The sequence below is a fragment of the Streptomyces sp. NPDC005262 genome, assembly GCF_042872425.1.
Classification (GTDB): domain Bacteria; phylum Actinomycetota; class Actinomycetes; order Streptomycetales; family Streptomycetaceae; genus Streptomyces.
The window spans coordinates 39723-65032 of sequence record NZ_JBIAKK010000022.1 but is presented as its reverse complement, the minus strand read 5'-3'; the positions used below and the strand labels follow the sequence as shown (position 1 = coordinate 65032).

Annotated in this window: 19 protein-coding genes and 3 pseudogenes; 4 read left to right on the top strand and 18 right to left on the bottom strand. The window is 70.1% G+C overall.

Annotated features, from left to right (window positions below):
* The first annotated feature begins 271 nt into the window (after window positions 1–271).
* Complete coding sequence (locus ACFYP5_RS35230; RefSeq protein WP_389043381.1) at window positions 272–808, top strand: phosphate-starvation-inducible PsiE family protein; 537 nt, start codon at window positions 272–274, stop codon at window positions 806–808.
* Here ACFYP5_RS35230 and ACFYP5_RS35225 read toward each other — a convergent pair.
* The 4 genes from ACFYP5_RS35225 to ACFYP5_RS35210 form a co-directional block, all read right to left on the bottom strand.
* Window positions 782–2959, bottom strand: a complete 2178-nt coding sequence (locus ACFYP5_RS35225) for an FUSC family protein (RefSeq protein ID WP_389043379.1) — start codon at window positions 2957–2959, stop codon at window positions 782–784. The two genes, ACFYP5_RS35230 and ACFYP5_RS35225, sit on opposite strands and share 27 nt — an antisense overlap.
* Window positions 2956–3879 (bottom strand): alcohol dehydrogenase catalytic domain-containing protein, encoded by a 924-nt coding sequence (locus ACFYP5_RS35220; protein WP_389043376.1) that lies wholly within the window; start codon window positions 3877–3879, stop codon window positions 2956–2958. The genes ACFYP5_RS35225 and ACFYP5_RS35220 overlap by 4 nt, the downstream gene beginning before the upstream one ends.
* Before the next feature lie 344 nt (window positions 3880–4223).
* Window positions 4224–5345, bottom strand: a complete 1122-nt coding sequence (locus ACFYP5_RS35215) for a hypothetical protein (RefSeq protein ID WP_389043374.1) — start codon at window positions 5343–5345, stop codon at window positions 4224–4226.
* A gap of 291 nt (window positions 5346–5636) precedes the next feature.
* Window positions 5637–5954 carry a hypothetical protein gene (locus ACFYP5_RS35210; RefSeq protein ID WP_389043372.1) on the bottom strand — a complete coding sequence of 106 codons (318 nt, stop codon included), beginning with the start codon at window positions 5952–5954 and terminating at the stop codon, window positions 5637–5639.
* 324 nt (window positions 5955–6278) lie between these two features.
* Here ACFYP5_RS35210 and uvrA point away from each other — a divergent pair, with 324 nt between their 5' ends.
* Window positions 6279–8747, top strand: a complete 2469-nt coding sequence (uvrA, locus tag ACFYP5_RS35205) for an excinuclease ABC subunit UvrA (protein ID WP_389043369.1) — start codon at window positions 6279–6281, stop codon at window positions 8745–8747.
* 170 nt (window positions 8748–8917) lie between these two features.
* On the opposite strand, the gene ACFYP5_RS35200 is transcribed toward uvrA, so the two are convergent.
* From ACFYP5_RS35200 to ACFYP5_RS35190, 3 genes are all read right to left on the bottom strand, one after another.
* Window positions 8918–9484, bottom strand: coding sequence for a type 1 glutamine amidotransferase domain-containing protein (locus tag ACFYP5_RS35200; protein WP_389043366.1), 567 nt, complete (start codon window positions 9482–9484; stop codon window positions 8918–8920).
* Window positions 9485–10517: 1033 nt separating this feature from the next.
* Window positions 10518–11363 (bottom strand): aldo/keto reductase, encoded by an 846-nt coding sequence (locus tag ACFYP5_RS35195; RefSeq protein WP_389043364.1) that lies wholly within the window; start codon window positions 11361–11363, stop codon window positions 10518–10520.
* A gap of 100 nt (window positions 11364–11463) precedes the next feature.
* Window positions 11464–12651: an MFS transporter gene (locus ACFYP5_RS35190; protein ID WP_389043362.1), complete on the bottom strand. Its 1188-nt coding sequence runs from the start codon at window positions 12649–12651 to the stop codon at window positions 11464–11466.
* 266 nt (window positions 12652–12917) lie between these two features.
* On the opposite strand from ACFYP5_RS35190, the gene ACFYP5_RS35185 reads away from it, so the two are divergent.
* Window positions 12918–13808 carry a LysR family transcriptional regulator gene (locus ACFYP5_RS35185; protein ID WP_389043359.1) on the top strand — a complete coding sequence of 297 codons (891 nt, stop codon included), beginning with the start codon at window positions 12918–12920 and terminating at the stop codon, window positions 13806–13808.
* A 142-nt stretch (window positions 13809–13950) separates the two neighbouring features.
* Here the strand turns inward: ACFYP5_RS35185 and ACFYP5_RS35180 are convergent.
* The 4 genes and pseudogenes from ACFYP5_RS35180 to ACFYP5_RS35165 form a co-directional block, all read right to left on the bottom strand.
* Window positions 13951–14343 (bottom strand): annotated as a pseudogene (locus ACFYP5_RS35180) (PucR family transcriptional regulator); the annotation flags it as partial.
* Window positions 14344–14352: 9 nt separating this feature from the next.
* Window positions 14353–16065: an FAD-dependent oxidoreductase gene (locus tag ACFYP5_RS35175; RefSeq protein WP_389043358.1), complete on the bottom strand. Its 1713-nt coding sequence runs from the start codon at window positions 16063–16065 to the stop codon at window positions 14353–14355.
* A complete protein-coding gene (locus ACFYP5_RS35170; RefSeq protein WP_327420224.1) occupies window positions 16065–16328 on the bottom strand; it encodes a UBP-type zinc finger domain-containing protein in 264 nt (87 codons plus the stop codon). Before ACFYP5_RS35170 ends, ACFYP5_RS35175 begins: the two co-directional genes overlap by 1 nt.
* Window positions 16329–16655: 327 nt before the next feature.
* Entirely contained in the window at window positions 16656–17105 is a 450-nt protein-coding gene (locus ACFYP5_RS35165) for a DUF1931 family protein (RefSeq protein WP_389043355.1), read from the bottom strand.
* Window positions 17106–17848: 743 nt separating this feature from the next.
* Here ACFYP5_RS35165 and ACFYP5_RS35160 point away from each other — a divergent pair.
* On the top strand, window positions 17849–19042 hold the full coding sequence (locus tag ACFYP5_RS35160; RefSeq protein ID WP_389043352.1) for a PP2C family protein-serine/threonine phosphatase: 1194 nt from the start codon (window positions 17849–17851) through the stop codon (window positions 19040–19042).
* 215 nt (window positions 19043–19257) lie between these two features.
* Here the strand turns inward: ACFYP5_RS35160 and ACFYP5_RS35155 are convergent.
* The 7 genes and pseudogenes from ACFYP5_RS35155 to ACFYP5_RS35125 all read right to left on the bottom strand — a co-directional run.
* A pseudogene (locus ACFYP5_RS35155) lies at window positions 19258–19980 on the bottom strand (cyclic nucleotide-binding domain-containing protein); the annotation flags it as partial.
* A pseudogene (locus ACFYP5_RS35150) lies at window positions 19980–20242 on the bottom strand (UBP-type zinc finger domain-containing protein). The pseudogenes ACFYP5_RS35150 and ACFYP5_RS35155, both read right to left, overlap by 1 nt.
* Before the next feature lie 6 nt (window positions 20243–20248).
* On the bottom strand, window positions 20249–20707 hold the full coding sequence (trxA, locus tag ACFYP5_RS35145; protein ID WP_389043350.1) for a thioredoxin: 459 nt from the start codon (window positions 20705–20707) through the stop codon (window positions 20249–20251).
* Window positions 20704–23343 (bottom strand): ATP-dependent chaperone ClpB, encoded by a 2640-nt coding sequence (clpB, locus tag ACFYP5_RS35140; protein ID WP_389043347.1) that lies wholly within the window; start codon window positions 23341–23343, stop codon window positions 20704–20706. The genes trxA and clpB overlap by 4 nt, the downstream gene beginning before the upstream one ends.
* Window positions 23334–23741 carry a chaperone modulator CbpM gene (locus tag ACFYP5_RS35135; RefSeq protein ID WP_389043343.1) on the bottom strand — a complete coding sequence of 136 codons (408 nt, stop codon included), beginning with the start codon at window positions 23739–23741 and terminating at the stop codon, window positions 23334–23336. The genes clpB and ACFYP5_RS35135 overlap by 10 nt, the downstream gene beginning before the upstream one ends.
* The gene (locus tag ACFYP5_RS35130) at window positions 23741–24691 is read right to left on the bottom strand and encodes a DnaJ C-terminal domain-containing protein (RefSeq protein WP_389043340.1); all 951 of its coding nucleotides are present in this window, start codon (window positions 24689–24691) and stop codon (window positions 23741–23743) included. Before ACFYP5_RS35130 ends, ACFYP5_RS35135 begins: the two co-directional genes overlap by 1 nt.
* 6 nt (window positions 24692–24697) lie before the next feature.
* Window positions 24698–25306, bottom strand: coding sequence for a nucleotide exchange factor GrpE (locus tag ACFYP5_RS35125; RefSeq protein ID WP_389043337.1), 609 nt, complete (start codon window positions 25304–25306; stop codon window positions 24698–24700).
* Between the last annotated feature and the right edge of the window lie 4 nt (window positions 25307–25310).

The following is a 25310-nucleotide window of genomic DNA, read 5'->3' as shown; positions in this document are numbered from 1 at the left end:
AACTTCCTACGGCTCAGGCTCGGACTGAAGTGCGGTCGTTGATCGTCGATGTTCTGCGCCATCCGGACCAGTTCGCCGGATAGCCGTCACCGTCATGGACCTCGGCGAGCACGTCGACGCACTCATCGAGATCAGACGCGTCGGGCCGCCGGGTACGGCAGGTCGGAGTTTCGGCGGCCGTAGGAGCACCCTGTCGATTCACCGAAGCATGAAAGCTCAACACGACCGACCCCGCATGTCTGTGACCAGCATTTTCGCAACAGGCCCTAGCATGCTGACTGTGCGATCCACTCTCCCGAAGATCGAGGGCGGCCGGGTACAGGGCCTCCTGCAACTCATCGAGGACGGCATCCACCTCGTCGTCGCGGCGCTCCTCGTACTGCTCGCGGGGCTCCTTACCGTCGGGGTCGTCCACGACGTCATCAGGTCGATCCAGGGGCCGTACCGCGAGGAGACGGTCGTTCTCTCCGCCCTGGACAACGGCCTTGTGCTGTTCATCGTGGCCGAGTTGCTCCACACCGTCCGCCTCACCATCAGGAACCAGACCCTCGACGCGGAGCCGTTCCTCGTCGTCGGCCTGATTGCCGGCATCCGCAAGGTGCTCATCGTGACGGCCGAGGCGGAGAAGTCCTTCCGGTGGAACATCGAGGGGATCGAACTGCTCATCCTGGCGGGCCTGATCCTCGTGATGGCGACAGCGGGGTACGTATGGCGGCGCTCGACGCGGCCGGGAGACTACTTCCCGCTCCAGGAGGCGGGCCGCTCCCCGTCGCCGGCGCCGTCACCCACACCGGTGCGCGGGTCCTGATCCGTCACCTTCCGCCTCCACGGCCGCCCGCACCCGCTGCTCCTCGCGAGCGGAGCCGACGTCCCGTTCCAGGGGTGTGCGGCTCACGGCCGTCGCGAGGTCCTCCAAGGCCCGCTTCTGCAGTTCCGCCTCGCGCCGCACCACCGGGCTCCGGTCCCCGGCGGCGGCGCCCTCCCACGCGTGGAGCGTCTCCTCCACGCGCCCCCAGTCCGGATTCCTGTGCTCGCGCACGTCGACTGCCGCCTGCGCGGTGTCCGCCTCCAGGGCCTCGGCGAACCGCTCCGCCTCGGGGACAAAACGGCTGTCGGCCCGCGGGACGTGGCTCTCCATGAGCATCGCCGCCCGGCCGAACCCCTTGAGCGCCTCCTGCGCCTCCTCCGCCTCGCGCAACGTCAGGCCCCTGGGGAGGACCGGTTCCTGCCTTGCCCGGTCGTAGGCCTCCTGCCAGGCGGCACGTGCCTCCCTGCTCGCCAGCAGGGCCCTGCGCATGTCGGCGCGATGCTCCTGGGTCGGTTCGGCGTAGCTGCGGAGCACTGCGGCCGCGTAGCGGCCGTTGGCGGCGAGCCAGTCCGCAAGCCGGCCCGGCAGCCGGGGCGTCTCCCATGCGGGGAACACCACGTACGCCAGCATTGCCAGGGCCCCGCCCAGCAGGGTGAGCACCACGCGCTCCGGGACCGTCTGCGCCAATGCCTGGCCGCCCATGCCGAGCAGGAAGACGACGTACGCGGCAGTGAAGCACTGGGAGTAGGCGTAGCCCGTACGGATCAGCGTGTACGACAGGCCCGCCGAGACCACCGCCAGCGCGCCGAACACATGGGCGTCCGGGCCCAGGGCCCGCACAATCCCGGTGGCGAGCGCGACCCCCGCCAGGGTCCCGGCGAAACGGGCCACCGCACGCGCGTACGTCCGGTGGAAGTCCGGCCGCATCACCATCACCGAGGCGATGGGCGCCCAGTAGCCGTGGCCCAGGGGTAGCCGGGCGGCGATCAGATAGCCGAGCGTGGCCACCGCCGCCAGGCGTACGGCGTGCCGGAACACGGGCGAGTCCCGGCGGAGCTCACAGCGGACCGCCCGGACGACGACCGGGACCAGCCGGAACATTGTCGGGCGCACCAGGAACTGGGCACCCGCGGGGCCGGGCGGCGTGGGCATCTTCCCGCCCGCGCCGCCGCTCCCGGCGATCTCCACCGCCTCGCCGAGCAGTTCCACGAGCCGCTCGGCAGCCTGCCGCGCGGGCCCCTCCAGCACCTCGTGCTCCTCGTCGACGCGCAGGACGTCCGAGCTCCCGGGCGGCACGTCCGCGGGAGTGCCGCGCCGGATCGAACGGGCGGCCGCGTCCAGGACGTCGGCGGCCGCGTCGAGCAACTCCCGCGCGCGGTCCCGCCCGGGTCCCTCCGCCGGGGCGCCGACGTCCGGGTCGGCGAGCGCGGCGACGACCGGCCGAATGCGCTCGGCGAGGCCCCGGGGGCCGTGGAGGACGGGGGGACGGGTGCGCGCCTGTGACGGCGTCACGGCGGCCGCGTCCCGGGCCGTCATCAACGGCTCCGGGTCGAAGGGGGCGATCGGGTCGTGCCGCAGCCGACGGGCGTAGTCCGCCACGGCGGCCAGGGCGTCGGCGAGCGCGTCACGATGCGCCCCCCAACGGCGGATCGGGAACAGCAGGATCAGCACGGCCTGCACCACGCCTCCGAGCGCGATGATCCCGGCGTGCTCCAGGGCTCGCCCGACGCTCGTGGGCAGGGTGATGGTCACCAGCATGCTGCCGACCGTCGTCGCTGCGACGATCCCAGCGGTCGATCCGACGGCCCACGCCATCCCCGCGACAAAGGCCCATACGGCCAGCAGCGGGAGGAACGTCACGAGTCGCCCCGCCGCCAGGTAGCCCACGAAGGTGCTGAGCGCCAGACCCGCGCCCGCGCCGAGCGCGATCACCTTGCGTGGACGCCAGGTGCGCTGGAAGGTGGCCCCTCCCGCGGAGTAGGCGCCGAGGGCGGCGGACGCGGCGTATGCAGGGGAGACCAGCCACAGCGCCGCCCCGACGACGATCGCCACCCCAGCAGCCGTGCGCAGCGCGAGCAGGGGCTCCAGCCGCGTGTCCTCGATCGTGAGCCCGGATCGAACGACCTCCCCGAAGGCCCGCAGCCACGTCACGGGTGTGAGCCTAGCCGGAACACCCCGCCGGGTGGCGTCGGCCTGGTTGAGGTGCGGGAGCCGTCGGGCAAGGAAGCCTCCGGCACGGGGCCAGGAACAGGGTGGCGGCCGCAGCCTCCGGGACGGAGTGCTACCACTGCGGACACTGTTGGGCGTCCACCGTCCGGCTTACCGGGCCGGAGCGCGGGCGATTGCCGCTGGTTCAGGTCCGACGGGAGCGCAGGCGATCGTCGCCCGTCCAGCCTCGGCCGGAGCCGGGGCGATTGCCGCCTGTTCCCCCGGACGGGTACGGGGGAACAGGCGGGACGGCGGCCCTCGGGTCCCTTACCGCTTGTGGCCGTTGCCGTGTCCGTTCGGATGCAGGACCGGGCGGAGTAGGCCGCCATCAGACCGACGGGATCGGCCCCGAAGACGATCGTCTGGTCGCCCGGTTTGACGTGGGCCATCTCGGTGGCGTGATAGCCGGTGGGGAAGATGTCGGCGAGCATCACACAGTCGGTCCGCCGGTCGGCGGTGTCCTCGCCCGGACGCAGCGCGTTGAAGTCGCCGTAGGGCACGCGCAGCAGTTCCGCCTGGCCGCCCTGACAGGGGCCCATGTCGGCGAATCCGTAGGCGGCTCCGGCGAGGGCCGGTTCCGGCTGCATGGTCAGGCAGTAGTTGGTGAGACCCGGCTCGCACTGCTTGCAGAAGCCGCAGGCGATGTTGAAGGGCAGGACCAGATACTGGCCGAGCTGGACTTCGGGGACGGCCGAGCCGACCTCCACGACCTGGCCCATGTTCTCGCGTCCCAGGGTGCGGCCGGACTCGAACGAGGTGCGGCCTTCGTACATGTGCAGGTCCGAACCGCAGATGTTGGTAGTGGTGATCTTGACGATGATGTCGCAGGGGTGTTCGAGCTTCGCGTCCGGTACGTCCTTCACTGTGACCGTGCGCGGGCCTTCACATACCGCTGCTTCATGATGGCTTCCTTTGGTGCCGCGGCATGACCGCAGCACGGCGGGGATGGAGACGGCGCAAAGAGCCTGACTCCCGGAGTGGGTGCGACGGGGTCCGTGGCACCCGCATGCCTCTGTGGGCAGTTCACCCGGTTCAGATGGAACGGTGGTGCTACTGCCAGCCCGCCAGGCGGCCCCGGCGCTCCGACGGCGTACCGTCCAAGTCCCCGTCGGCCCATGACGCGAAAAGTCACGCCCCGATCCACCAGCGGAATCTTCAGACTCGGACGACCACCAACCAACGACGTATCTACAACTGACGTTACCAGCTAGTCGCCGTGGTCGTCCTGGAGCATGTGGCGACGTTCCTGTTCGCGCTTGGAGTAGGCGGCTGCCCGGATCGCCTCGTCGCTCTCCAAGCCTGATCCCAGCGCGCCGCCCACAGTGGCGACCGAAGCGACGAACCATGACAACGTCAAGTATTCCGCGGCGTGCAGCGGGGTCCGTGTCACGGAAGCGAACACTTGGCCGTTGATGATGAACAGAGCCCACACCAAGTTGATGACGATCAGACCGCCGTAGCAGACGAGCACCCCGATACCCACGGTCATGACCGTCGAGGCGTTGTAGAGCCTCGCCCTCTGCCTCGCCTCCGGCGAGACCTCTGTTGATCGATGCCACAGCTGCGCGTCGACGATCAGCCAGCCGACCATGAGCCCGACAGACCCGACCATCGCGATCACGAGGCGTGGCGCGCTCAGGTACTCGGCCAGGCCCCAGATGGTGGAGTTCACGGTGGCGACTGCTCCCGTGGCGAGTGCGGCCGCGAGGGCTTTCGACAAGCCCGGCACCAACCGCCACGGCCGGTTGGCGCGGACCATTCCGACGAGCACCCTCAGGTAACCGCGCGGCCCGCTTACTACGTACCGAAGATCAGCGGTCTCCTCCTCACCGACCGGGCCCAGGTGAACAGGCGCGAGACGACTGACGAAGCGCCCCAGAAGCGGCTCACTCTGCGGAGGTCCCTCAGCCCCGGTGGCCCGCGGACCCGCCAGGCCAAGCACGGCTTCTTCCACGGCCCGCCGGGCTCTCGTCTGCAGACGCAAGCCCCCCAACGGAGGAAGAGACAGCAGCGCCAAGCTGTGTTCGTGACTCACATCCATAACGACCTTGCGCCCGTGTGAGTGCAGCGGAAGGTCGGTGAGGGCCACGACAATGTCCCAATTCTCAGCTCTTCCGCGGTCCATGATCCGGCGCATCAAGGTGGGCGGGTCCTCGGTCCCTGCGGTGAAAGGCTCACTGACCACCTCGACCTCGAAACGTCGGCCCTGGCCCGACTTGTCGGCGAGCCGAGTGGAAAGTATCCGGCCCATGCGCTGCGCGATCTCCGTCGGCGCATCCGGATCCGCCAGGAGAGCCACGACCGTAACGCCCTGAGACGACACCCGCATGACTCCTTCTCGTCGGCTGCCCCCACCCCCGACCGCCCGTGCCCACAGGATGCCCCCGAGGTATCGCCGACGCCGCGTGACACGCTGGCCCCTGCCAGCAGGTGCAGGCGGTCGGTCAGATCTCCTCGTCCTCCCCGTGCAGGGCCTGCTCCACCACTGGGCCACGGTTGCGTGCGCCACCGCGAACACCCGCTCCGCGCCACCCCGGGCACCGCGACGAGATCGATCGGCAGGCCCGCCTCCTGTTCAACTTCGTCACCGTGATCACCTTGTTCATGGGCATCACTGCCTCTACGCCGCGATGTTCCTGCTCGTCCATGTCACTGCGGCGTTCCTGCTCACACCGCAGTCGTTGCGTCCCCTCGTCCGACACCAGCACGATGCCGAGTACCTCTCCATGGCCCGCCACCGGCCGGGGCCCTCGGGGCCCGCGGTGCGGACCAGGTTGCCCGTCTTTTCCCGGTGCTCGTGCACGAGGCGGATAGCCATGGCACCCTCACCGGCCGCCGACGCCACCCGTATGACCGAGCCGCTCCTGACGCCGCCGGCGGCGAAGACCCCGGGAAGGGTGGTCTCAAGCAGCAACGCCACCTTGTCGGCGTCCGCCAACAGCGGAGTGTGCGCCGCCTGGGCTAAGGGCTGTCCCGCAATCCCTGGCGGGGCGCACGACGACAGCTACGGCACCTCGCTGCGTTGTCGGAACGCCCGAATACGCCCGGTACGATGACGCCCCACCGCCTTGCGATGCACCGCATCTGACGCCGCGCGCTGATCCACCAGGGATTACGGGACAGCCCTCAGGCCGTGTATCGAAAATGGATCCGGGATACTCCGGACGCTCGTGTGAGCGGGTCCCGGTGACGGCGCCTGTCACGCGGTTCCCGGTGCGATCCCTGTCACGCGGTTCTCGGTGCGATCAGGTAATCAGGAACGGTGAACAAGGACGCGACCGATCCCTTCGTGCATGTCCGGGGCGCCAGTGAGAACAACCTGCGGAACATCGATGTCGACGTTCCGCGGGACGCGATGGTCGCCTTCACCGGCGTCTCCGGTTCGGGCAAGTCCTCGCTCGCGTTCGGCACGCTCTACGCGGAGGCCCAGCGGCGCTACTTCGAGTCCGTAGCACCTTACGCCCGAAGGCTGTTGCAACAGGTCGGCGCACCGCACGTGCAGGAAATCACCGGACTGCCACCCGCCGTGGCCCTCCAGCAGCGACGCGGGTCGCCCAGCTCGCGCTCGACGGTCGGCACCATCACCACGCTGTCCAATCTGCTGCGCATGCTGTACTCCCGCGCCGGCACCTATCCGCCCCGGGCCGCACGGCTGGAGGCCGAGTCGTTCTCACCCAACACCGCGGCCGGCGCCTGCCCGCGGTGCCACGGACTGGGCGTCGTGCACGACGTCGCCGAGGACCTGCTCGTCCCGGACCCCTCGCTGAGCATCCGCGAGGGGGCCATCGCCGCCTGGCCGGGCGCCTGGCAGGGCGCCAACCTGCGCAGTGTCGTGAGCGGCCTGGGTATCGACATCGACCGACCGTGGCGCAGGCTCAGGAAGAAGGACCGGGACTGGCTGCTGTACACGGACGAGCAGCCCTCCGTGTACATCGAGCCGGAGGAGGACCGCGTCGACTACGGCTATCAGGGCAAGTTCTGGAGCGCCCGCAAGCACGTCATGCACGTCCTCGCCGACTCCAAGAGCGAGAAGATGCGCGAACGGGCGCTCCGGTTCGTCAGGAGTGTGCCCTGCCCCGAGTGTCACGGCAGCGGACTGCGGCCCGAGGCGCTCGCCGTGACCTTCGCCGGACGTTCCATCGCCGAGATCAACGCGATGCCGCTCACCGAGGTCGTGGCACTGCTGCGGCCCGTCGCGAGGCGGTCCGGGGCCGACGCCACCACGTCGACCGCCCGATCCGGGGAGACGACCGAGGTCGCGGTCCGGATCTGCGGCGATCTGGTCGCGCGGGTCGACGTACTGCTCGACCTGGGCCTCGGATATCTCAGCCTCGGGCGCCGCTCGACGACCCTGTCGCCCGGCGAGGCGCAGCGCCTGCGGATCGCCACCCAGCTGCGCTCGGGGCTGTTCGGCGTCGTCTACGTTCTCGACGAACCCTCCGCGGGCCTGCACCCGGCTGACGCGGAACCGCTGCTGGACGTGCTGGACCGCCTCAAGTCGGCGGGCAACTCGCTGTTCGTCGTGGAGCACGACATGGACGTCGTACGGCGGGCGGACTGGGTGGTCGACATCGGCCCCGGCGCGGGTGAGGGCGGCGGACGCGTGCTGTACAGCGGCCCGGTCGCCGGTCTCGAGCGGGTCGGGGAGTCGGCCACGAGCCAGTACCTGTTCGGGCGTGCCCAGCCGCTCGATCACCGCCCGCGCGCACCGCATGGCTGGCTGCACCTGAGCGGCGTCTCCCGCCACAATCTGCACGACGTGTCCGTCGACGTACCGCTCTGTGTACTGACGGCGGTGACGGGCGTGTCCGGTTCCGGAAAGTCGACGCTGGTGACGCAGGTGCTCGCCGAGGTCGTCCGCGGCCACCTCGGACTCGTACCCGAGGAGCACGACGAGGCGCAGCTGGAGGTCGACGTCCAGGACGCGTCGGGGGTCGAGTCGTTCGACCGGCTGGTCCGGGTCGACCAACGGCCCATCGGCCGAACTCCCCGGTCCAACCTGGCCACGTACACGGGGATGTTCGACGCGGTGCGCAAGTTGTACGCGGCAACGGACGAGGCCAGGGCGCGCGGCTACTCGGCCGGGCGGTTCTCCTTCAACGTGCCCGAAGGGCGGTGCGAGACCTGCCAGGGCGAAGGATTCGTCGCGGTGGAACTGCTGTTCCTGCCCGGCACCTACGCGCCGTGCCCGACCTGCCAGGGCGCCCGGTACAACGCCGAAACGCTGGAAGTCACCTACTGCGGCAAGAACATCGCGGAAGTACTGGCGCTGTCCGTCGACGCCGCCGCCAAGTTCCTGTCCGCCGTCCCGGCCGCCTCCCGCAGTCTGGAGACGTTGCGCGAGGTGGGACTGGGGTACCTGCGGCTGGGCCAGCCCGCGACGGAACTCAGCGGTGGTGAGGCGCAACGCATCAAACTGGCCACCGAACTGCAGCGAGCCCGCCGCGGTCACGCGCTCTACCTGCTCGACGAGCCGACGGCGGGGCTGCACCCGTCGGACATCGCGCTGCTGCTGCGACAGCTGCACAGGCTCGTCGACGCCGGCAACACGGTCGTCCTCGTCGAGCACGACCTGGACACGATCGCCACCGCCGACTGGGTCATCGACCTCGGGCCGGGCGGCGGCGACGCCGGCGGGCGGGTGGTCGCGGCGGGCCCGCCGGCCAAGGTGGCGAGGGCCCGCCGCAGCGCCACCGCGCCCTATCTCGCGGCCCGGCTAGCGCGCTCCTGACGACGGCGCGAGGGGCTGAGCACCTGGCCGACACGGGTCATCGTGGTCGAGAACCCATCTACCAGGAGCTTCGTCGTGTTGTACAGCAGCCCAACTCCGAGGCGCCGAACTCAGGTTGAAAAGGGCTCACGGCCTAGTTGCGCCCGGAACCCGCGGTGCACCGCGTTCAGTCAGCCGGGCATGGGGTGGTGCGCCTGGGCGAACTGCTCCACGACGGCGGCGCAGAAGGCGGGCAGGTCGGCCGGGCTGCGGCTGGTGACCAGTTGCCCGTCGACGACCACCTCCTGATCGGCGACGATCTCCGCGCCGGCGTTGCGCAGGTCGGTACGGATGCTGGGCCAGGACGTCAGGCGACGGCCGCGCACGGCGTCGGCTTCCGCCAGGGTCCACGGGCCGTGGCAGATCGATGCGACCGGTTTCCCGCTGGCCATGAAGTCCTTGACGAACTGCACCGCGTCGCGGTTCATGCGCAGCTGGTCAGGGTTCATGGTGCCGCCGGGCAGGAGCAGGGCGTGGTAGTCGTCGACGGAGGCGTCGGCGACCAGGCGGTCGACGGGGAAGGTTCCGGCCGCGTCGAGGTCGAACTGGCGGGCCTGGATCTCGCCGGGGTGGAGCGAGACGATCTCGGTCTTCGCCCCTGCGCCCTGCAGCGCACCGCGCGGCTGGTCAAGTTCGACGCGCTCGACGCCGTCGGTGGCCAGAATCCCCACCCGCATCCCCCGCAGTTCCTGTGTCATGGTAAGGCTCCCTTCACGAGTCGCCGGTTGTACGACGCGAGCGGTAGGGACACCCGGCAGGGCCTGTCCGCACCCCTTTTCCGGACCGGGGACTGCAAGGCCCGGCCGAAGGTGCCCCGAGCACTGTCTGCGCGCGGTCAGTGAAAGCTGCCGTCCGAGTGAGGACGACCTTCGTCCAGCCGTCGTCGCGGGCGTCGAAGTGCTGGCCGCCCGCGGTCGAGATTCGCAGAGCCCCTTGCTGAGCGCCTCCGCACCCCAGGCCGAAAAAGGGCACCCCCTCTTCCCCTGGCAGAGCAGCATGAAGTGCGCAGCCATCCCTCGGCCAGCCGTACGGCCGTCCGTCCGTCCGTCCGTCCGCACGAGGCTGCACGGCGTTGCAACGCCTCGAACGAGAATTGCTGACCGAACGACACGACCAACTCGGGAACGCGGGACTGTATTTGCTCACCCCGGATTGGGGCACCCCGCCGAGATTGGAACAGGACCGGCCCGGCGCAGGGCCGGGCTGAAGAGTGGGGCGGCGGTAGCCGTCCTTCTTCGGACTGCGAGGTGTCTCATGAGACACCGGCGACTGAGCTGCCCCTCTTGCCGCCAAGCCATTGACGTTTTTCCGGCGAAACGATCTACGCGAAGCCGGGTGAACCACCCCATGCATGAGCAGGCAAGGATATGGCGCCGGCTCCCCGCACACGCGAGACCGGGCAACCAGCACAGACACCGGCCCTTCCGGCCCAGACACCACCCACAACAACCCAACCACCCTCCACACAGTCGACCCTTGGTACGTCGGGCTGCACCACAGGAGGGCCTAGGCAATGAACGGTGTCCGCAAGCCGGCGGGCGGACGGGGGGATCCCGTGTTCGGACGTGTAGGACGGAAGATCCAGCCGCTTGAGGGCGATCACCCGGGTGTCGGCGCTCGTGTCAGCGGCCCCTTCGACCACCACACGCAGTGCGGTGAGGCTGGTCGACGGGGTGCGCAGCGAACCCCCATTCCGACGACGAGCGGGGGCGCGCCATCCTGTCCACTCCTTCAGAGCATCTCCAGGGGCGTGGGCCCGCTGGGCGGCGGGAACGCCTCGTCGAGGGCGTCGAGCGCCTCGGTGGGAAGGTGGAGGTCCACTGCGCCGCGGTTCTCCCGAACGTGGTCGGGTGATCCGGAACGCGGGATCGCGGCCACCCCCTGTGCCAGCACCCAGGCGAGTGCCACCTGGGTCGGCGTGGCTCCGAGGGCCCGCGCCACGGCACCCAGTGCCTCGACCTTCAGGAGCCGCCCCTGCTCGATCGGGGAGTAGGCCATGACCGTCACCCCGGCCTCGCGGCACCAGGGGAGCAGATCCCACTCGATGCCGCGCCGGGAGAGGTTGTACAGCACCTGGTCGACGGCCACCGCGTCGCCGCCGGCGAGGGCGGTCAGCTCGACCATGTCGGCGACGTCCAGATTGCTCACGCCCCAGTAACGGATCTTCTCCGCCTCCATCAGGTCGGTGAATCCCGCAAGGGTCTCCTCGAGTGGCCACCGTCCCCGCCAGTGCAGCAGGTAGAGGTCCAGCCGTTCCGCACGGAGCCGCCGCAGGCTGCCCTCACAGGCGGCGACGGTGCCCTTCCGGTCGGCGTGGCCGGGCAGCACCTTGCTGACGAGGAAGACCTCCTCCCGGCGTCCCCGCAGTGCCTCCCCGACGAGTTCCTCGGCTGCGCCGTCGCCGTACATCTCCGCCGTGTCCACGACGGTCATGCCCAGCTCCACGCCCAGCCGCAGCGCGGCGATCTCCTGTTCACGCCGGGCCGGTTCCTCGCCCAGGTACCAGGTGCCCTGCCCAAGGGCCGCGACCTCCTCACCGGAGGGGAGCGTGATCGTTCTGGCCGATTCCGCAGACATCTCGGGCCTCCCGTCTGCCGTGGATCCGTGTCACGCGCGCGCACCGAGTCCCCAGGTCCGCGCCTCCCGGACAACCAGTCTCGCATGCGCCGCAGGGAAGTCAGGAGGGGCGAGCGGACTGCGCCGAGAGCGCGCCGGGACCGGGTACGCGGTCGCGCAACGCGACGGCGACCGACACAACGGCGCCGCAGGAGAGGACCGCCGCGAAGCCGATCATGGCGGTCTGCACGGCGAAATGCCGCAGGGCGATGCTGAACAGGACGGAGGGCAGACCCATTCCCAGGTACGCGACGACGAAGAACACGGCGAGGACCCCCGCACGTGAGGCGGGCTCGGCCACTGAAACGGCACGTTCGACGCCTCCCTTGAACAGCAGCCCGGAGCCGGCTCCCGACAGGGACACGGCGACCAGGTAGAGCCAGAGCGCCGGGTGGTAGAGGGCGACGGCGCACAGGACCAGGCCGACCGGGAATACCACTGCCCCCACGGTCAGGACCCGGGGCAGTGTGAGGCGACCCAGCACCAGCTGGGCGGCCGCCGCGGAACCGAACATGAGGAAGGCCGACAAGCCGACCACGAGGTGCGAGTCGGTGTGCAGGGTGCCATGGAGCACACTCGCCCCGAGGGAGGAGATCAGGCCGAGGATCGCGAAGGCGAAGGCGCCCAGCGCGCCGGCCGCGCCGAACGTCCGCCCGCCGCCGGGGCGCAGGACGAACCTGCTGGGCGGTTCGGTCGCGGGCAGCTCCAGGTCCACGGTCTCCGGGGTGGACAGCACCAGCGCCAGGCACACTGCCATGGCGAGCGTGAAGATCGCCTGGGCGGTGATCAGGGGCATGGGAAGCCACTCGGCGGCGGCTCCGGCGACCAGAGGCCCTGAGGCCAGGCCGCCGAGGTTGGCGGCGGTCGCCACGATGCCGGGCAGCACCGAACCCGTCCGTTCCGGACGGGCCTCGTGGTGGAGGTCGTGCAGATACGTCGTCGCGGTCGAGGCCATCAACCCCAGTCCGACACCGTTGAGGATCCTGCCCGCGATCAGCCCCGGCAGGTCCCGCCACGCGATCAGTACGACCGACGCGACGATGCCGACCAGCAGCGCCGGGACGATGACGCGCCGTCGGCCGAGCCGGTCCGACAGGTGTCCCAGTCCGAGGAAGGCGGCCGCTGCGCCTACGACCATCGAGGCGTACGCCACCGTGACCGTGGTCGCGCCGAAGTGGTCCCGGGCCTCGTACAGCGGCCACAGCGGGGTCGGCGCGGTACCGAAGGCCATAAGCACGGTGAAGGCCACCGCCACGAACCAGAAGCCGGTCGTGTGCGAGGCACGGCGCCGGGCGGGGGCGCGGGGCGGCAGGTCGGCGGGAGCGGGTGCTGGGATCAGGTGGGTCGGGTCGCCGGGAGCGTCGGCTGTGGGACGGCTCAGCGGCGTCGGAACGGCAGGCAGGGGTACCCCTCCTCGGGCGGAAGCGGATGACGCTTTCCATCATCCTCACCAGCCACGATCAGCGCCAACGAATGTTTTTGCTGGGCTCGAGCAATGCGAGTGATACTTCTCGTGTGGAGCTACGTCAGCTGGAGCACTTCATCGCGGTCGCCGAGGAGCTGAGTTTCACGCGTGCCGCCCGACGGCTGCACGTGGTGCAGTCCGGGGTGTCCGCCGCGATCCGCTCCCTGGAGCGCGAGCTCGGTTGCGCGCTGTTCGAGCGCACGTCGCAGCAGGTCCGGCTCACCGGGGCGGGCGCGGCGCTGCTGCCGGAGGCTCGGGCCACCCTGCACGCCGCCCAGGCTGCCCAGGACGCCGTGCGTGCCGCACAGGACACGCTGCGCGGCACGGTGAATGTGGGCGCCATGGCCTCGGTCGAGGTGGTGGACCTGCCTGCGCTCCTCGGGCAGCTGCACGCGCGGCATCCGGCGATCGACGTCCGGCTGCGGCTGGCGACGACCGGATCGGCGGGACTGGCGCACGCACTGCTCAGCGGGGACCTGGACGTGGCTTTCCTGTCGCTGCCCGAGCACAAACCCGCCGGGATCGACGCACGGGAGCTGGCCACCGTGCCGCTCGTCCTGGTGGTGAGCGCGGCCCATCCGCTCGCGCAGCGGGGGGAGGTGGCACTTGCGGACCTCGCGGGGGAGCCCTTCGTGGACTTCCCGCCGGGCTACGGCAACCGCGAGGTGGTCGACCGGGCGTTCGCGGTGGCAGGCGTCGTACGCCGGGTGGCACTGGAAGTGCCCGACATCGACATGGGGGCGGCACTGGTCCGGCACGGTCTGGGCATCGCCTTCCTGCCCGCGTTCGCCGTTGCCCGCACCCCCGGCCTGCAAGTCCTGGACGTCCACGGCACCATGCTCCGCTGGAGCATGCATCTCGGCACGTCGTCGACCCGGCGGCCCAGCTCGGCCCTGCGGGCGCTGCTCGACCTGGTCGAGCTCCACGTCATCGCCCTGTGACGCGCGGGCCGCGGCCCGGGCGTCTCCCGTCGGTGCTGTCCGGACCCCTGCGCTCGCCTCGCTCCGGCCGTGACATCTGCCGCAGCATCCGCTGACGCTCAGGCTGCCGTCGTCCACAGGCGGCGTCGGTTCCAGCGGGGTATCAGCCGGGTCCGCCCAGCACGATCGTCCACACTCGGGTCGCCACCTGGAGGTTGAGGCGGTCCTCGACGTTCGCGAGGTTGCTGCCGCTGATGTCGCGGATGCGCTGGAGCCGGTAGCGCAGCGTGCTGCGGTGGATCGCGAGGGATTCGGCGGTCTCGTCGTAGTTGCCGCCGCAGTCGAAGTACCGGGACAGCGTTTCCACCATGGTCGCGTGGTGCCGGGAGTCGTAGTCGATGAGCTGCCCCAGCCACTCGTGGACGAACGTCTCCAGTTCCCGGTAATCGTTGCCAGGTCCCAGGATGCGGTAGAGGCCGAGCTCGTCGAAGAACGTCGTGCCGTAGGGCTCGCGGGAGCGGCGGCGCACTTCCAGGGCGCGCTGCGCCTCCTCGTAGCCGACGCCCTACGGGCCAGCGGAGCGGACCAGATTTCCCGTCTTTGCCCGGTGCTCGTGCACGAGGCGGATCGCCATGGCACCCTCACCGGTGGCCGAGGCCACCCGTTTGACCGAGCCGCTCCTGACGTCGCCGGCGGCGAAGACCCCGGGAAGGGTGGTCTCCAGCAGCAACGGACCACGGCCGAGCGAGGCCCACCGGGTCGCGTCGGCCGCCGCCTGGGCCTCGGCGCCGGTGAGGACGAAGCCCTTCTCGTCCAGGGCCAGCACCCCCCTGAGCCATTCCGTGCGCGGCCGGGCCCCGATGAACACGAACAGCGCCGCGGCCCGCAGCTCCCGGCGTTCACTACTTGCGTTGTCCTCCACCATCAGCGACTCCAGCTTCTCCTCCCCGGAGACACCCCGGACCTCGGTGTGGAGCAGCACCTCGATCTTCGGGTGCCGTTCCACCTGGTCCACCAGGTAGCGCGACATGTCCGCGTTGAGGTCACCGCCCCGGACAAGGAGGCGGACCCTGGAGGCGTGGGTCGCAAGGAACAGCGCCGCCTGCCCGGCGGAGTTCCCGCCACCGACCACGGCGACCAGATCCGCCTGGCAGAGACTGGCCTCGTGGACCGTCGCCGCGTAGTAGACGCTGATGCCCTCCAGGCGGTCGATGCCGGGCACCTCGAGCCTGCGATACCACACGCCCGAGGCGAGCACCACGGCGCCCGCCCGGGCCCGGGACCCGTCTGTGAAGGTGACGACGTACTCGTCGTCGTGTGGGGCGAGCCCGCTGACCTGGGCCGGCACCGTGAGGCGGGCACCGAACTTGTGGGCCTGGATCACCGCGCGTTCGATGAGCTCGCCCCCGGAGATGCCCGACGGGAAGCCAAGGTAGTTCTCGATGCGAGACGAGGTACCGGCCTGGCCCCCGGTGGCCACGGCGTCGACGGCGACAGTGGTGAGGCCGTCGGAGGCGCCGTACACGGCGGCCGCGAGTCCCGCGGGGCCCGCACCGACCACCATCACGTCGCACCGCCCGGTCTCCGGCGAGGGGGCGGGCAGCCCGATGAGCCGGGCGAGGGCGGCGTTGCTCGGATTGCGCAGCACCCGCTCGCCGTTCCAGATGACCACCGGAGTCTCCTCGGGACGGATGGAGAACCGACGCAGCAGCGCCTCCGCCTCCTTGTCCTTCTCCAGATCCACCCAGCGGTAGGGCAGCCGGTTGCGGGCGGCGAACTCACGCAGCCGCAGCGTGTCCGGTGAATAACACGACCCCAGGATCCGGAAGCCGGCGCCGAGGCCGATGAGCAGATACCGGCGGCCCAGGTAAGCGCGGAGGATCAGGTCGCCGAGGACGGGGTCGCGGCCGACCAGGGCGCGTTGCCGCTCCACCGGCACGGCCAGGACCTCGCCCGCCTCACGCACCACGGCGCTGTTGAATGCCGTCTGGCCCTCCAGCAACCCGAGTTCACCCAGGAATCTGCCGGGTCCGTGCACCGCCACCGTGCGCTCGTCGGGCCCGCCGAGGTCGTGGAGTATCTCGACGGTCCCGCTGAGGATCGCGAGGAACTCGCGGAACGGCTCGCCCTCGCGGTACAGCACCTCGCCCTCGGCGGTCCTTCGGCGCTCACCGTGCGCGGTCAGGTCCTCGACCTGCTCCGGTGTCAGGCGCGGGAACGCCCCGTATCGGTCCGGTGTCTCGCGGACCGCACTCTGCTTGTGCTCGGCCGCGCTCATCAGACCATGGCCTCGTGAACGTAGCACCAGCGCCAGTCCTCTCCCGGCTGGAAGGACTGCACGATGGGGTGACCGGCGCTGCCCGCGTGCCACCTGGCGTGCTTGCGGGGCGAGGAGTCACAGCAGCCGACGTGCCCGCAGGTGAGGCAGAGCCGCAGGTGCACCCACGGGGAACGCTCCATGAGGCACTCCTCGCAGCCCTCCGGGGTACGCGGCGTCACTGGGCGCACCATCGCCATGTGCGGGTCAGAAATCGTGGCCATCAGAGTTCTCCTTCCGTGGGCGGGACTGCTCAGCCGCGGCCCGCGACGGTCTCCTCCACCCAGCGGCGCAGCTCCGGGACGGGGGCGGCACCAGTCCGGCGGGACATCTCCGCTCCCATGTCGACCAGGATCAGTGGCGGCACGGCCACGACCTGGAACCGCTGCGCGAGCGCCGGCGATGTCGACCTTGACGTGCTTGAGCTCGCCGGCGAGCACCCTGGACGCGGACGGGGCCCTCCGGCGGGCCAGCAGGGGTTCCGGCAGCAAGGGAGCAGAGCGCGCTGACGCTGTTTGGCCGTGGCCTGCACCGCCTGGTCCGGTCGCCACTCACAGCAGGAGGTCGAAGACGGCTCGGACCTCGTCCCAGTGCTGGGTCTGGGGGTTCTTCAGGTCGGGATGGAGGATCTTGAAGCTTTGGGCGAGGGCCACGCTGAGTCCGCCGATGATGTCCGGATAGGCCGCCTCGGTCTCCTCGTCGGGCGTGCGGTCCAGAGCGGGGTGGGTGGCGAGCTGTTCTAGGATCGGCCTGAGTTCCACTTCCTGGTCGATCTTCTGGAAGTGGTGAATGCTCTCCTGCAGGCCTTTCGTGATCGGTAGGTCACAGGTCCGGATGATGTCGCGCCCGTTGGCCTTGGCAGTGGCCTGGGCGACGGTCAGCAGATCGTAGAGCTTGGCGTCGACGAAGTCGCTGTAGCGCTTGAGATCGTTCTTATCGACGTTCAACCCCGCGGCCGCGCGGAAGAACCTTTCGAACCTGGCGATGGACATCACGGTCATAGCGGCAACCTCCGGCTGCGGGCGCCGGGGTGGCTCCCGGCCCCCTGTGTTTCGCACTCAGCCTGGCCGACGGGGCGCGGGAACGCATGCACATGTCGGGGCCAATTAGCCTCTCCTGTATTGGCCTGCCAGGCCCAGGCGTCCGATTACCTGGGTAGTCGGACGGCGCGCGATCCGTCGAGCCAGGCCGGCCCGGCTGCGGGTAGCTGGACCGCGGCGTCGCGGTCAGGCGCCGCTTGTGCCGCTGGGGAAATAGGTGAGGTAGTACGGGTTCTCCATCAACATGCCACTCGCCCATGCCGACGGGTGGGCCCATTTCCGGTCCGGGCAGACGCAGGTTGCATAAACCCTGGGGCGTCGCGACGCTGGACCGGTTGGATCGCCCAAAGGTCCGGGAGGCCCGTCCCGCCGCACCGGGCTCGTGACCGGTTTGGCCGTTACTGTCGCACACGGCTCTTCGGGCCCACCGCTTGGCAAACAGCCCTCGGGGCGGCTGAAGTACCTTGCGTTGAGCTGGCCGAGACCGCGGGGGCGCGGGGGCACCCGTCGGCTGCTGGAGCAGACCGCTGTGCGGCTTGCCGGGATCCGCACGATCCCCAACCGGCTGGTGTCTTCAGCCGATCCCGATGCTCGACCGATCCGCATGGGCGGCAAGTCCCAGCACCCCAGGCTGATCGGCCCACGTCTCGGGTGTCGGAGAGCTCAGATTGTGGCGGCTCGCCCTCGCAGGGATCATCGAAGGCATGGACAGGAACATGTCCGTCGGGCCCGGGGAGCGGCTGCTGGAGGAATTGGTCAGAGCAGCCCAGCTGGCATCACCTGCAGAACTGCCTGTGGTCGTGAACCGGTTTGCCGAGGCCATGGGTGTGAGCCGGGCGGTTGTCTATCTGGTCGACATCCAGCAAAGACTGCTGTTGCCGCTCGTCGAAGGCGAGCCGGAATTCGAGCTCGACGCTTCCCTTGCCGGATGGGCCTACCGCACCGGCTCTCTCCGAGCGGAAGAAGACCACGCCGACGGGCTGAACGTGTGGATGCCCCTGGCCGACGGGGCGGAACGGCTGGGCGTCCTCGAACTGAACATGGACACCCTGGACGGGCTCAAGCTACGACGCTGCCGGACGATGGCGTTGATCCTCGCACTGATCATCACATCCAAGCGCACCTACAGCGACACCATCGCACAGCGCATGCGGACCAGGCCGATGGAACTGCCTACGGAGATGGTGAGGGCCTTCCTTCCTCCCCGGTCGATCGGCACCGGGCGAGTCGTCTCGACCGCGGTTCTGGAGCCTGCGTACGAACTGGGCGGCGATGCGTTCGACCACTCGTTCACCGAGGACGTTCTGCACGCCACGATCCTTGACGGCATGGGGCATAACCTGGCGTCCGGGCTTGCCACCTCTGTCGCCATGGCGGGCTGCCGTAACGCCCGGCGCAGCGGGGCAGACCTGGGGCCACTCGCGGGCACCGTGGACGAGGCGCTGGCGAAGTGGCTTCCGGAGCAGTTCTGCACGGGTATCTTCACCCAGTTGCACATGCGCACCGGTGTGCTGCGATGGTGCAACTGCGGCCACCCGCCTCCGTTGCTCATCCGCCGCCACCGCCTGCTCCATAACGCTTTGGAGCGGCCACCTGAGCCTCCTCTGGGTCTGCCCGCCAGTCTCGCCGGGACCACCCGTCAGGTGCACGACGTCAGCCTCGAACCCGGTGACCGGATACTGCTCTACTCGGACGGCGTCGTCGAGTCACGCAATGAGGAAGGCCAAGAGTTCGGACTGGAGCGCTTCACCGACTACATCATCCGGTCGACCGCAGCAGGGCAGAGCGCCCCGGAAGTACTGCGCCTGCTCATCCACGCCGTCCTTGAGCATCAGCACAACGAACTCGGCGACGACGCCACAATTTTGATGTTCGAGTGGCAGCCCCCTGATCCGTGACCGCAAGGGCCGGAGGGCGCAGCCGTGGCGCCGGTACTCCGAGGATGCAGACGCTGACTTCGGTGGATGCCGAGCACAGCTCCGGTCCCTGCCTGCGCGGGTAGGGCGCCGCACGCGGCCGGTGTCCGCCGGGACGGGCAGGACCAGAAGGAACCGCCGGGCGGCACCCGAGTCGAACCCGACGACAACGGCCTGGGCCGGTCCCGCGGAGGCCGGACTACGAAGAGATCACCGCGGCCGTTGCCCGCTTCCAGGGGCGGCAGGCCGATGAACCGGGCCACCTCGGCGTTGCTCGGATTGCGTAGCAGGGTCGTGTCCCGCCAGATCACCAGCGGCGTCTGCTCCGGACCAACCGCGAATCGGCGCAGCAGCGCCTCGGCTTCCTCGTCCGTCTCCAGATCGATCCAGCGGTGCGGCAGCCGGGGTTGCGGGCGGCGAACTCGCGCAGCCGCCGGGTGTCGGGCAAGTAGCGCGAGCCGATGATACGGAAACCGGCGCCCTACCCGACGAGCAGGACACGGCGGCCCAGGCAGGCGCGCAGCACCACATCACCAAGGTTGGACTCCCGGGCCACGAGGTCACGCAGCTGATCCATCGAAAGGGTGAGGATCTCGCCGGGGTCCCCGACCACGGCGGTGTAGAAGGCCACCTGTCCGTTCAGGAGGCCGAGTTCGACGATGAAGCGGCCAGGGCCGTGCACACGCAGTAGGCGACCGAGCCACTTAGGACGATGTGGAACATCTCGCACCGCTCCCCCTCCCCGATCAGCACGTCACCGGTGACAGCCGCCTGCTGCCGGCCGTGCTGCGCCAGGCGGGCCATCCGGTCGTCCGACAGGCGGGACAGGCGCCGTAAGTGTCGGGGGTCTCGAAGGGGACGCTCTCCTCCGCCTCGTCCGGCACAGGCGCTGCGACCGGCCGCGCCTCGCCGCCGGGAATCACACGAACGCCTCGTGGACGAAGCACCACCGCCAGTCCTCGCCGGGCTCCAGCGACGTCACGATCGGATGGCCGTCGGCGGCGGCGTGACGGCGGGCGTGCCGGTTCGGCGAGGAATCGCAGCAGCCGACGTGGCCGCGGGTCAGGCAGAGCCTGAGGTGGATCCAGGGGGGACCGGGTGGCCAGGCATTCCTCGCACCCCGGGGGCGCGCGGGGTGACGGGGCGTACGAGGGTGAGGTGGGGGTCGGTCCGTACGGTCATGGCCGATCATCCTTTCCCGGCCGGTTCGCGGCCCGCGATCGACTGCTCCAACCACCGCCGCAGGGCAGGGGCAGGTGCGGCACCCGACTGCCGGGCGATGGTCTGTCCTTTGTCGAGGACCAGCAACGTCGGTACGGCCTGGACCTCGAAGCGCCGCGCCAGGCCCGGATTCTTGTCGATGTCGACCTTGACCAGTTTGATCTTTCCCGCGAGATCGGCGGCGACCTTTTCCAGCTCGGGGCTGACCATGCGGCAGGGGCCGCACCAGGTGGCCCACAGGTCGACGACGACGGGCACGGTGGCCTGCTCGACGATCTCGGTGAAGTCGTCGTCGCCCGCGTCGGCCATCCACGGCAGAGGCTGCTTGCATTTGCCGCACCTGGGGCGGCCCTCGGCGGCCACCGGTACCCGGTTGGTGCGCCCGCAGTGCGGGCAGGTGACGTTGGTGGTCTGCATGGCGCTCATGCCGCCCTCGTTCCCTTCACGTCCCCGGGCTGGTCGTAGGTGACCACCAGCTCTCCGTTCTCGGCGTCGACGAGGACCTTCGCGCCGTCCTGGACGTCGCCGCGCAGCAGAGCGCGTCCGACCAGGGTCTCGACCTCATGGGAGATGTAGCGCCGCAGCGGCCGGGCCCCGTACACCGGGTCGTAGCCCTGGTGGGCGATCAACTCGCGGGCCGCGTCGGTGAGTTCGACGGTGATGCGGCGTTCGGCGAGCCGCTGCCGCAGCTCGTCGAACTGCAGCTCCACGATCCGCTCGATCTGGGACTCACCGAGCGGCTTGAACAGCACGATGTCGTCGACGCGGTTGAGGAACTCCGGGCGGAAGTGCCCGCGCAGCTCGCCCATCACCCGGGCGCGGGCGTCCGGCTTGATCTCACCCTCGGCGGTGGCGCCGTCGAGGAGGTGCTCGGAGCCGATGTTGGACGTCATGATGATCACGGTGTTGCGGAAGTCGACGGTGCGGCCCTGAGCATCGGTGATGCGGCCGTCATCGAGGATCTGCAGCAGGGTGTTGAAGACATCGGTGTGCGCCTTCTCGATCTCGTCGAACAGCACGACCGAGTACGGCTTGCGGCGTACGGCCTCGGTGAGCTGGCCGCCTTCCTCGTAGCCGACGTATCCGGGCGGTGCGCCCATGAGCCGGCTGACGGTGTGCCGCTCCTGGTACTCGCTCATGTCGAGGCGGACCATGTTCTCCTCGGAGTCGAACAGGGTCCGGGCGAGGGTCTTGGCCAGCTCGGTCTTCCCGACGCCGGTGGGGCCGAGGAAGATGAACGAGCCGATGGGGCGGCGAGGGTCGCGGATGCCGGAGCGGGCGCGGATGATGGCGTCGGCGACGAGCTTGACGGCCTCATCCTGGCCGATGACGCGCTCGCGCAGGATCTCGTCGAGGCGCAGCAGTTTCTCGCGTTCGCCCTCCTGGAGGCGGGCGACGGGGATGCCGGTCCAGGCGGCGACGATCTCGGCGATCTCCTCCTCGGTGACAACCTCGCGCAGCAGCCGGTTCTCCCCTTGTTTGGCGGCCAGTTGCTCCTCCTCCGCGGCAAGTCGGCGCTCCAGCTCCTGGAGTCGGCCGTAGCGGAGTTCGGCGGCGCGGTTGAGGTCGTAGGCGCGTTCGGCCTCCTCCGCCTCGTGGCGCACCTGCTCCAGTTCCTGGCGCAGTTCCTGCACGCGGCGGATCGCCTGCCGTTCGGCCTCCCACTGGGCGCGTTTGGCGTCGGCCTCGCCGCGCAAGTCGGCCAGTTCCCTGCGCAGCTCCTCCAGGCGAGTCTTGCTGGCGGGGTCGGTCTCCTTGGACAGGGCCGCGTCCTCGATCTCCAGGCGGGTGACGCGGCGGGTGATCTCGTCGAGTTCGGCGGGCATCGAGTCGATCTCGGTACGCAGCCGAGCACACGCCTCGTCGACGAGGTCGATGGCCTTGTCGGGCAGGAACCGGTCGGTGATGTAGCGATGGCTGAGGGTGGCCGCGGAGACCAGCGCGGTGTCCTGGATCTTCACTCCGTGGAAGACCTCCAGGCGTTCGCGCAGTCCGCGCAGGATGGAGATGGTGTCCTCCACGCTCGGCTCGTCGACCATGACCTGCTGGAAGCGGCGTTCGAGGGCGGCGTCCTTCTCGATGTGCTTGCGGTACTCGTCGAGGGTGGTCGCGCCGATCATGTGGAGTTCGCCGCGGGCGAGCATCGGCTTGAGCATGTTGCCAGCGTCCATGGCCCCTTCGGCGGCGCCCGCGCCGACGACCGTGTGCAACTCGTCGACGAAGAGCAGGATCCGCCCCTCGGCGGCCTTGACCTCGCTGAGCACGGCCTTGAGGCGTTCCTCGAACTCGCCGCGGTACTTGGCGCCGGCGACCAGGGAGCCCATGTCGAGGGCGAACACGATCTTGTCGCGGAGTCCTTCGGGCACGTCGCCGCGGACGATGCGCTGGGCGAGGCCCTCGACGATTGCGGTCTTGCCGACGCCGGGGTCGCCGATGAGGACGGGGTTGTTCTTGGACTTGCGGCTGAGGATCTGGGTGACGCGGCGGATCTCGGCGTCCCGGCCGATGACCGGGTCGAGCCTGCCGGCCCTGGCCTCGGTGACGAGATCGCGGCCGTACTTCTCCAGAGCCTCGTAGGCCACTTCGGGGTTGGCGGAGGTGACGCGCTGGTTGCCGCGGACCTGGGTGAGCGCGCTCAGGAACGAGTCCCTGGTGATGCCGGCCTGTTTGAGCAGTCGCCCGGCGGCGGTTGAAGAGCTCTCCTCAGCCAGGGCCAGCAGGAGGTGCTCCACGGACACGTACTCGTCCTTGAGACGTTTGGCCTCCCGTTCGGCGGCGTCGAGCAGGCGGGCGAGGCGCTGGGTGACGAAGACCTGGCCGGGTGCCGCGCCGGGACCGGTGACCTTCGGACGGCGGGAGAGTTCCTCGCGCACGGCCGCGCGCAGTTCCTTCGGCTCGGTGCCGGCCTGTTGCAGCAACCGTGGGATCAGACCGTCCTCCTGATCGAGAAGTGCGAGCAGCAGGTGTTCACCGTCGACCTCTGTGTGCCCCATGCTGACGGCCGCGGTCTGGGCCTCCTGGAGGGCTTCCTGGGACTTCTGGGTGAGACGGTTCATGTCCATGGGGTTGTTTCACTCCTCGGGCCGCGGCCGCGCAGGGCGGCTTCGAGCAGGCTGATGCGATCGAGCAGGTCGAGCACCAGGCCGATGGATGCGTAGTTGAGGCAGAGTCCGGAGCGCAGCCGCTGGATGCGAGCGAGCACCGCCGGGGCCGTGGGGTCGAACACCAGGCGCCCCGCGCCGTCGCGTTCGGCGTCGACCAGGCCGAGGGCGATGAACCGGCGGATCAGATCGGGGTGGAGGCCCGAGCGACGGGCCACGGCGTCCAGGGAGAGCCTGGGGGCGGGCACGAGCGCGTACCGGACAGCCGTCGAGGCGATGATGTCGGTGCCCGTCCGTACCGGGCGGTCGCCCACGCCGGCCCTGCCGATGCCTGCCGCTCCCGCGGGTCGGTCGTTCATCACGTCCTCCTGGGGTCGAACGAGGAAGTGGCGGCGAGCTCCTCGAATAGTTCGCGCTCCCGGTCGCCCAAGGCGGGCGGCACCACGATGCGGAGTTCGGCGTACAGGTCGCCGTTCGCGCCGCGCGGGTTCGGCATGCCCTCGCCGCGCAGTCGCAGCCGTCGGCCGCTGGACGAGCCCGCGGGCACCGTGACCTTGGCCGTGCCACCGCCGGGCGTGGGCACCGGCACGGTCGCACCCAGGGCCGCCTCCCAGGGGGCGACCGGGACCTGGATGTGCACGTCGCGGCCGTCCACCCGGAACACGGGGTGGGGCTGGATACGCACCCGCAGGTACAGGTCGCCCGCGGCGGCGTCACCACTGCCCTGGCCGCCCTCACCCGCCAGCCGGATGCGCTGCCCGTCGGTGACGCCTGGCGGCACGTCGACCTCATACCGCCGCGGCTGCCCGGTGGGACCGGCGAGCGTGACGGTGCGACGGCCGCCTCGGTACGCCTCCTCGACGGTGAGCGGCAGTTCGGCCTCCTGGTCCGCTCCGGGGACGCCACCTCGGGCGGCGCCGGCTCCGAACATGGAGCCGAGCAGGTCCTCGATGTCGATGCCCTCCGCGCCGAAGTCGTCGCCGAAGCCGGTGGCGTATCGGACACGGGGGCCGCCCGCGCCCGCGGTCCTCCGAGCGCGGAAGCCGCCGCCCGCTCCGGCCGCGACCCGTTCGTCGAAGTCCTCGGGGATCTTGCGGAAGTCCTCGCCGAAGCGGTCGTAACGGGCCCGGGTCTTCGGGTCCGACAGGACGCTGTATGCCTCGTTGAGGTCCTTGAATTGTTCCTCCGCCCCCGGGTCCTTGTTGACGTCGGGGTGGTACTTGCGGGCGAGCTTGCGATATGCCTGCTGGATCTCGTCCTGGCTCGCGGTCCGCGACACGCCGAGCACCTCGTAGAAGTCCCGCGCCATGACCGGTCACTCCCGCTTCGCGACAGTCACGGCGGCGGGCCTGAGCTGCCGTTCGCCGTCCCCGTAGCCCGGGCGCAGCACCTCGAGGACCGTGCCCGGTGCCGCGTCGGGGTCCTGGACGACGCCGACCACCTCGTGCCGGGCCGGGTCGAAGGCGACGCCGGTCTCCGCGTGCCGCGGGTAGCCGAGCAGTTCAAGGACGTTCACCGCCTGGTCACGGACCGCCCGGACGCCCTCCACGATCGCGCCCGGATCGGCTCCGGCATGGGTCAGGGCGAGTTCGAGGTTGTCCAGGACGGGCAGGAAGGCGGCTGCCGTACGGGAGCGCTCCACCGTCCGCTCCCGCTCCAGTTCCCTGGCGTGACGCTTGCGAAGGTTGTCGAGGTCGGCGAGTGCACGCCGCCAGCGGTCCTCCAGTTCCTGGATCGCGGTCGCGTACTCGTCCTCGGCAAGCGCGGGGCCGGCGGCGTCGGGCCCCGGTTCGTCGTTCGCCGCTTCCGGCCGAGGCGGGCCCGGTTGGGGCAAATCCCCGCGAGGAGGGCGTGCGGGGCCTTCCGGGACCGGTTCGACCGAATCCGACGCGGCCCGGTCGGGTTCCTGGGGGTGGCTCTGCATGGCG

Bases quoted from the DNA above. Each gene is read 5' to 3' on its own strand.
- ACFYP5_RS35230 (WP_389043381.1), top strand. From the start codon at position 272: ATGCTGACTGTGCGATCCACTCTCCCGAAGATCGAGGGCGGCCGGGTA.
- ACFYP5_RS35215 (WP_389043374.1), bottom strand. From the start codon at position 5,345: ATGCGGGTGTCGTCTCAGGGCGTTACGGTCGTGGCTCTCCTGGCGGAT.
- ACFYP5_RS35200 (WP_389043366.1), bottom strand. From the start codon at position 9,484: ATGACACAGGAACTGCGGGGGATGCGGGTGGGGATTCTGGCCACCGAC.
- ACFYP5_RS35195 (WP_389043364.1), bottom strand. From the start codon at position 11,363: ATGTCTGCGGAATCGGCCAGAACGATCACGCTCCCCTCCGGTGAGGAG.
- ACFYP5_RS35175 (WP_389043358.1), bottom strand. From the start codon at position 16,065: ATGAGCGCGGCCGAGCACAAGCAGAGTGCGGTCCGCGAGACACCGGAC.
- ACFYP5_RS35170 (WP_327420224.1), bottom strand. From the start codon at position 16,328: ATGGCCACGATTTCTGACCCGCACATGGCGATGGTGCGCCCAGTGACG.
- ACFYP5_RS35165 (WP_389043355.1), bottom strand. From the start codon at position 17,105: ATGACCGTGATGTCCATCGCCAGGTTCGAAAGGTTCTTCCGCGCGGCC.
- ACFYP5_RS35160 (WP_389043352.1), top strand. From the start codon at position 17,849: ATGGACAGGAACATGTCCGTCGGGCCCGGGGAGCGGCTGCTGGAGGAA.
- trxA (WP_389043350.1), bottom strand. From the start codon at position 20,707: ATGAGCGCCATGCAGACCACCAACGTCACCTGCCCGCACTGCGGGCGC.
- clpB (WP_389043347.1), bottom strand. From the start codon at position 23,343: ATGGACATGAACCGTCTCACCCAGAAGTCCCAGGAAGCCCTCCAGGAG.
- ACFYP5_RS35135 (WP_389043343.1), bottom strand. From the start codon at position 23,741: ATGAACGACCGACCCGCGGGAGCGGCAGGCATCGGCAGGGCCGGCGTG.
- ACFYP5_RS35130 (WP_389043340.1), bottom strand. From the start codon at position 24,691: ATGGCGCGGGACTTCTACGAGGTGCTCGGCGTGTCGCGGACCGCGAGC.
- ACFYP5_RS35125 (WP_389043337.1), bottom strand. From the start codon at position 25,306: ATGCAGAGCCACCCCCAGGAACCCGACCGGGCCGCGTCGGATTCGGTC.